This window comes from Rathayibacter sp. AY1C4, assembly GCF_002932195.1.
Classification (GTDB): Bacteria; Actinomycetota; Actinomycetes; order Actinomycetales; family Microbacteriaceae; genus Rathayibacter.
The window spans coordinates 251283-257282 of sequence record NZ_PSWE01000001.1 but is presented as its reverse complement, the minus strand read 5'-3'; the positions used below and the strand labels follow the sequence as shown (position 1 = coordinate 257282).

Below are 6000 nucleotides of genomic sequence, written 5' to 3'. Positions count from 1 at the left end.
GCGGCGCGCTCCTCTACCTCTGGCTCTGGGCCCTGGTGCCCCTCGCGCCGCTCGACTCGCGCGACGCGGATCCGGCCGTCCGCGGATCCGCGTCGGCGCCGTCCTCTACGGACTCGTCCTCGCCGCCGCCTCGATCGGCCTGCTCGTCGTCTCGGCCGACCCGGTGCTGCGCGCGCAGGTCGTCGAGCGCGGGATCACGCTCGAGCCCGGCGCCGCGCTCGCCCTGGCCGTCGCGGCGCTCGGCGCCATGGCGCTCCTCCTCGGACTCGCCCGCCTGCTCGACCGCCGCGCCGCTCGCGACGACGGCTGACCCCGGCGCGGGACGCCGGGTGCTCGCAACCCCCTGCCCCGCATCCGCCGAGAGGCGCAGACTCGTCCCGGGCGATCGCCCGCCACCCCCTGGAGACGAGACCATGCCCTTCTGCGCCCTCGAGAGCCTCCGCTGATGGAGCTGGGCATCGCCGCGATCGTCGGCGTCTCGGTCCTCGTCGCGGTCGCCGTCTTCTCGCGGCGCCTCGGCGTCGCCGCCCCGATCGTCCTCGTGCTCGCCGGCGTCGGCCTCTCGTACATCCCCGGGGTGCCGGAGGTGGTCGTCCCGCACGAGTGGGTGCTCGACGGCGTGCTGCCGCCACTGCTGTACGCGGCGGCGCTCAGCGTCCCGTTCATCGACTTCCGCCGGAATCTGACCACCATCACCGGCCTGTCGGTCGTGCTGGTGCTGATCTCGGCGGCCGGCGTCGGCGCGCTCCTCTTCCTCCTCCTCCCCGAGCTCGGGCTGGGCCTGGCGATCGCCGTGGGCGCGATCATCAGCCCGCCCGACGCCGTCGCCGCGACCTCGGTCGGCCGGCGGCTCGGCCTCCCGCCGCGGCTGCTCACCCTGCTCGAGGGCGAGGGGCTGATCAACGACGCGACCGCGCTGGTCCTCCTCCGCTCGGCCCTCGCCGCCGCCGCGGGGACGCTCGCGACGCCGTGGGCCGCGATCGGCGACTTCCTCTACGCGGTCGTCGTGGCCGTCGTGGTCGGGTTCGTGGCCAGCGTCGTCACCGTCTTCGTCCGCTCGCGGCTCGAGGACCCGGTGCTCAACACCGTCCTCTCCTTCATCGTCCCCTTCGTCGCGTTCATCCCCGCCGAGGGCCTGGGCGCCTCGGGCGTGCTCGCCGTGGTCGTCGCCGGCCTGCACACCGGACACGCCTCCTCCCGCGCCTTCACCGCGCAGTCGCGGGTGAACGACCGGATCAACTGGCGGACCGTGCAGTTCCTGCTCGAGAACGGCGTGTTCCTGCTGATCGGGCTCGAGATCCGCTCGCTGATCCACGACGCCGACAGCGCGCGCCTCTCCGTGCCCGGAGCGGTCGGGATCGGGCTGATCGCGGTGGTCGGGCTGATCGTCGTGCGCTTCCTCTGGGTCGGGCCGGTCCTCCTCGGCGAGCGCTGGCAGACCCGCCGGGCCGAGCGCCGGGCCCGCGAGCAGAAGGAGCTGCTCGAGTCGCCCGAGGCGCAGGAGCTGCCGAAGGAGGAGCGCGGCCGGGCGAAGCGGCGCTACCTGCTGCGGCGCAGCGACTACCGGCACTTCAGCCGCAACGGCATCGGCTGGCGCGGCGGTCTGGTGCTCGGCTGGTCCGGGATGCGCGGAGTGGTGACCCTCGCGGCCGCGCAGTCGCTGCCCGAGGACATCCCGTACCGTCCGCAGCTCGTGCTGATCGCCTTCACCGTGGCCGTCGCGACCCTGCTGATCCAGGGCAGCACGCTGCCGCTGCTGATCCGGGCGCTGGGCATCCGCGGGATCGACGTGCCCGAGGACCAGCGCGCACTCGCGGGTCTGCTCGACGAGATCACCGAGAAGGGCCTCTCGGTGCTGGAGCACCCGGGCGACGCCGTCGAGGGCGCCGACGACGTCGCTCCGGACGTCCTGGAGCGGGTGCGCCAGACGTCGTTCCTCCGCTCCGAGGCCGCCTGGGAGCGCTCGCGCGGCACGGAGCGGTCGGTCGCGGACACTCCGCACCGCCTCTACCGGGCCCTGCGGCTCGCCGTGGTCGCGGCCGAGCGGGAGGCGCTGCTGGACGCGCGCTCGCGCCGCGCCTACCCGCAGCGCATCCTCCGCGACGCCCAGTCGCTGCTCGACCTCGAGGAGACGCGGCTCCGCGTGCGGCGGGGCTCCGAGTCCTGAGGGCTCGGGATCGTGACGATCGTTCCCGGGGATGCCCGCGCTGATCCGCGCCCTGTGGAGGAGCGCCGAGCTCCTCGAGTGCGCCATCCGGATCGACTCCTCGGACCACGGCCGTCCGGCCTCCCCGGCAATAGCCCGCCGATGCGTCACCCCCCGTTAAGCCCGCGCGCCCCGCTTCCTCTGGCACTGCCGTCGCCCCGCCCGTAACCTGCGGATCGCCTGAGAACCGGAAGCTCGATTCGCCAGCACTCGAAGAGGGGTGGCGGGCCGGGGCGGATCCCCTCGGGGATATCACGAGGGCCGATCCGCGCGCCAGCCCTCGCAGAGAGGGCAGACGGGGCGCTGAGAGGAACGCTATCCCGTGCGGCGCCGGAGCGCACGCCTCACTTCGTTCGAGTGCTCTCAGGTCCAGTCGAGAGCGGAGCGCTCGGCCCAGTAGTGGGCCGGATCCACGGCGAGCGCCGGGAGGTCCGGGAGCTCCCGGGGCTGCGCGCGCAGGTTGGCCCGCAGCTGCTCCGGAGTCGCCGCGCCGCTCAGCACGACGTCGGCCCAGGGCTGCGCGAGGACGGCCCCCAGGGCGACGGCGTCCGGCGCGGCGCCGGCGTGCTCGATCGGGTGCGCCACGAGCCTCCCGTTGGCGAGGGCCTCCTTGACCACCACCAGCCAGCCGTCGTCGTGCGCGGCGGCGAGCGCCCGGCCCGCGGACTGCTCGAGCGGGTTCCAGGTGCTCTGGACCGCGCTGAACGGCGACTCCGGGATCGCGCGGGCGAGTTCGATCACGCGCGCCTGCTCGGGTCCGCTGGTGGAGAGGCCGACGCGCACTCCGGAGCCGACGAGGCCGCGCAGTCGGTCCAGCAGCGGGCGGTCGGTGAGGGCCGGGCTCTCGGGAGTGATCGAGTGGACGAGGTAGGAGTCGGGCGCCGAGCCGAGCGCGTCGAGCGTGAGCGGCCACTGGCGGTCGAGCATCGCGACCGAGTGCTCCTTGCGCTCGTGCACCGGCGCATCCATCGCCCACCCGCCGACGTACTCGTAGCCCCACTTCGACTCGATCGTGAGCGCCGCCCGCCGCTCCGGATGCCGGGCGAGCCAGCCGCCGAGGAACTCCTCCGCCCGCCCGTAGGAGCGCGCGGCGTCGAGGAAGCGGACGCCGGCGTCCCACGCCGCGTCGAGCAGCAGGTGCGTGCGCTCCCGCAGCGCGTCGACGCTCCGCTCGGCCGCGGGGCCGAGGTCGTCGTCGCGCCCTGCCGTGATGTACGCCGGCCGACCCACGGCCGCCAGCCCGATCCCGAAGCGCTGCATCCCGCCCACGGTACGCCCGTCCCGGAGCTCCGGCAGCCGCTAGCGTCGAGCGGTGACCTCCGCCCTCGACCGCAGCATCCTCCGGCTCGCCGTCCCGGCGCTGGGCTCGCTGGTCGCCGAGCCGCTCTTCCTGCTCACCGACTCCGCCCTGGTCGGCCATCTCGGCGCCGTCCCGCTCGCCGGGCTCGCGCTGGGCGGCACGGTGCTGCAGACGATCGTCGGCCTGATGGTCTTCCTCGCGTACAGCACCACTCCGCGGGTCGGCCGGGCCCTCGGCGAGGGCGACGAGCGGAGGGCCGTGGCGGCCGGGATCGACGGCGGCTGGCTGGCCCTGCTCCTCGGCGCCGGCATCGCCGTGGTGGGCGCGCTGACCGCTCCGGCCGTCGTGGCGCTCTTCGGCGCGGAGCCGGCGGTGGCCGAGGCGGGCGTGCGGTACCTGGCGGTGAGCATGGCCGGGATCCCCGCCATGCTCGGCGTCTTCGCGCTCACCGGGCTCCTCCGCGGCTTCCAGGACACCCGCACTCCGCTGGTGATCGCCGCCGGCGGATTCGCTCTCAACGCCGCTCTCAACGCCGTGCTGATCTACCCGGCCGGCCTGGGGATAACCGGCTCCGCACTGGGGACGGTGATCGCGCAGTGGGCCATGCTCGCGGCCTACGCGGGAGTCGCGCTGCGGCTCGCCCGGAGGGTCGGCGCGCCGCTGCGGCCGCACCTCGCGGGCCTGGCCTCCTCCGCGGGATCCGGCGGCTGGATGCTGCTGCGCACAGCGAGCCTCCGCGCGGCGATCCTGCTCGCGGTCGCGACCGCCACCTCGCTAGGGGCGGAGGAGTTGGGCGCCTTCCAGGTGGCGATGACGCTGTTCTCGACGGTCGCCTTCGCCCTCGACGCGGTGGCGATCGCCGCGCAGGCTCTGCTGGGCCGCCTCCTCGGCGCGGGCGACGCCGAGCAGGCCCGAGCCGTCACGAAACGCTGTGTGACCTGGGGAATCGGTGCGGGTGCAGTGCTCGGAGCGCTGGTCACCGGTCTGAGCGGTGTCCTGCCGTACGTCTTCTCGAGCGACCCGGAGGTGCTGCGGCTGCTGCCCGCGGCGATCGCCGTCGTGGGCCTCACCGCTCCGCTCGGCGGCTACGTCTTCGTGCTCGACGGCGTGCTGATCGGCGCCGGCGACGGCCGCTACCTGGCGCTCAGCGGCCTCGCGAACCTCGCCGTCTTCGTCCCGCTCGCCCTGCTCGCCCCCGCCGCGCCCACCGAATGGCGCCTCCTCGCGCTCTGGCTCGCCTTCGCCGTCGGCTTCCTCGGCGCCCGCGCGGTCACCCTCGGGCTCCGGGTCCGCAGCGACGTCTGGCTCCGCTGACCGCACTCCTCCCCTGTGGAGAAGCCTGTGGACAACTCCGGTCAGCGCGGCGGTGCGCTGGTGTTCCCGCGGTGGAAGACGGCGTGGAAGCAGACCGCCTCCGCCTCCTCGTCGGCCAGGAGCGCGACCGCGGCCCGTCCCGCCGCACGGCCCTTCTCGACCGCGGGCTGGGCCATCGTCGTGAGGTCGTACTCGGCCGCGAGACCGGGCACCTGCACGCCGTCGAAGCCGACCACCGAGAGGTCCTCGGGCACGCGCAGCCCGCGCTCCTCCGCCGCGAGGATCACGCCCGCGGCCAGCAGATCGCTCTGCGCGACGACCGCGGTCGGCGGCTCCGCCCCCTCGAGCAGCGTGCGGCCCGCGGCGACGCCCTCGTCGACGGAGCTCGCCGCGGCGGCGACGACCGACGCCTCCGGGAAGACGTCCTGCACGCCGAGGAGGCGGTCGACCGGAGTGATGCTGGGGCTCGAGCGCCAGCCGGGCGGGATCGCGCCGCGGCGGCGGTCCTTCGCGAACGGGAGCGCGACCACCGCGACCCGCTCGTGGCCGAGCTCGCGCAGGTGCTCCGCGAGGGTGCGGCTGGCCTCGCGGTTGTCGAGCGAGATCACGGCGCCGCCCAGCTCCGAGAGGCCCTCGACCACGACGACCGGCACCCCCCGGCGGCGCAGCACGGCGACGGAGTCGTCGACCGACGGGCTGCAGCCGACCAGGATCATCGCGTCGACCGGGGCCGTCGCCAGCAGGCCCGCGCCGTCGCCGGTCTCGGTGAGCAGCAGGATCCCGGCGTCGACCCCGCCGAGCACGTCGGCGATCCCGTCGAGCATGGCGATCTTGATCGGGTCGCGGAACGCGTGCAGCATCCGCTCGTCCACGACGACCCCCACGATCCCCGAGCGGCCGCGGCGGAGCGAGCGCGCCCGCGGGTCGGGGCCGGCGTAGTCGAGCTCGGACGCCGCGCGCAGCACCCGCTCCTTCGTGGCCTCCGAGACGGGGCCGGAGCCGCTGAAGACCAGCGAGGCGGTGGAGGGGGACACTCCGGCCCGGCTCGCGACGCGGGCGAGCGTCGGCCGGGGGCTCTTGCGGGGTTCCACGTTCCTCCTCGTGGGGGCGGCGCGCTCGTCATCGGTTGACCGTCCCCGGGGTTCCGGATAGCTTAGACCGGCTCGCTTCGAATCGATTC

5 protein-coding genes are annotated in these 6000 nt (G+C 74.9%); 3 read left to right on the top strand and 2 right to left on the bottom strand.

Annotation, left to right across the window (positions count from 1 at the left end):
• The coding region (locus C5C99_RS16960; protein ID WP_181074520.1) for a hypothetical protein at nucleotides 1-310 on the top strand (310 nt) is incomplete at its 5' end.
• A gap of 135 nt (nucleotides 311-445) precedes the next feature.
• Complete coding sequence (locus tag C5C99_RS01155) at nucleotides 446-2167, top strand: sodium:proton antiporter (RefSeq protein WP_104308164.1); 1722 nt, start codon at nucleotides 446-448, stop codon at nucleotides 2165-2167.
• Between the two features lie 402 nt (nucleotides 2168-2569).
• Here the strand turns inward: C5C99_RS01155 and C5C99_RS01150 are convergent, their stop codons facing one another.
• Nucleotides 2570-3466, bottom strand: coding sequence for an aldo/keto reductase (locus tag C5C99_RS01150; protein ID WP_104339456.1), 897 nt, complete (start codon nucleotides 3464-3466; stop codon nucleotides 2570-2572).
• Nucleotides 3467-3518: 52 nt separating this feature from the next.
• On the opposite strand from C5C99_RS01150, the gene C5C99_RS01145 reads away from it, so the two are divergent.
• The gene (locus C5C99_RS01145; protein WP_104309328.1) at nucleotides 3519-4820 is read left to right on the top strand and encodes an MATE family efflux transporter; all 1302 of its coding nucleotides are present in this window, start codon (nucleotides 3519-3521) and stop codon (nucleotides 4818-4820) included.
• 41 nt (nucleotides 4821-4861) lie between these two features.
• Here the strand turns inward: C5C99_RS01145 and C5C99_RS01140 are convergent, their stop codons facing one another.
• Nucleotides 4862-5911, bottom strand: coding sequence for a LacI family DNA-binding transcriptional regulator (locus tag C5C99_RS01140; protein ID WP_258059316.1), 1050 nt, complete (start codon nucleotides 5909-5911; stop codon nucleotides 4862-4864).
• Between the last annotated feature and the right edge of the window lie 89 nt (nucleotides 5912-6000).

What these genes read in the sequence shown, in the direction of transcription:
- C5C99_RS01150 (WP_104339456.1), bottom strand. Translation starts at nt 3,466, where the DNA reads ATGCAGCGCTTCGGGATCGGGCTGGCGGCCGTGGGTCGGCCGGCGTAC.
- C5C99_RS01155 (WP_104308164.1), top strand. Translation starts at nt 446, where the DNA reads ATGGAGCTGGGCATCGCCGCGATCGTCGGCGTCTCGGTCCTCGTCGCG.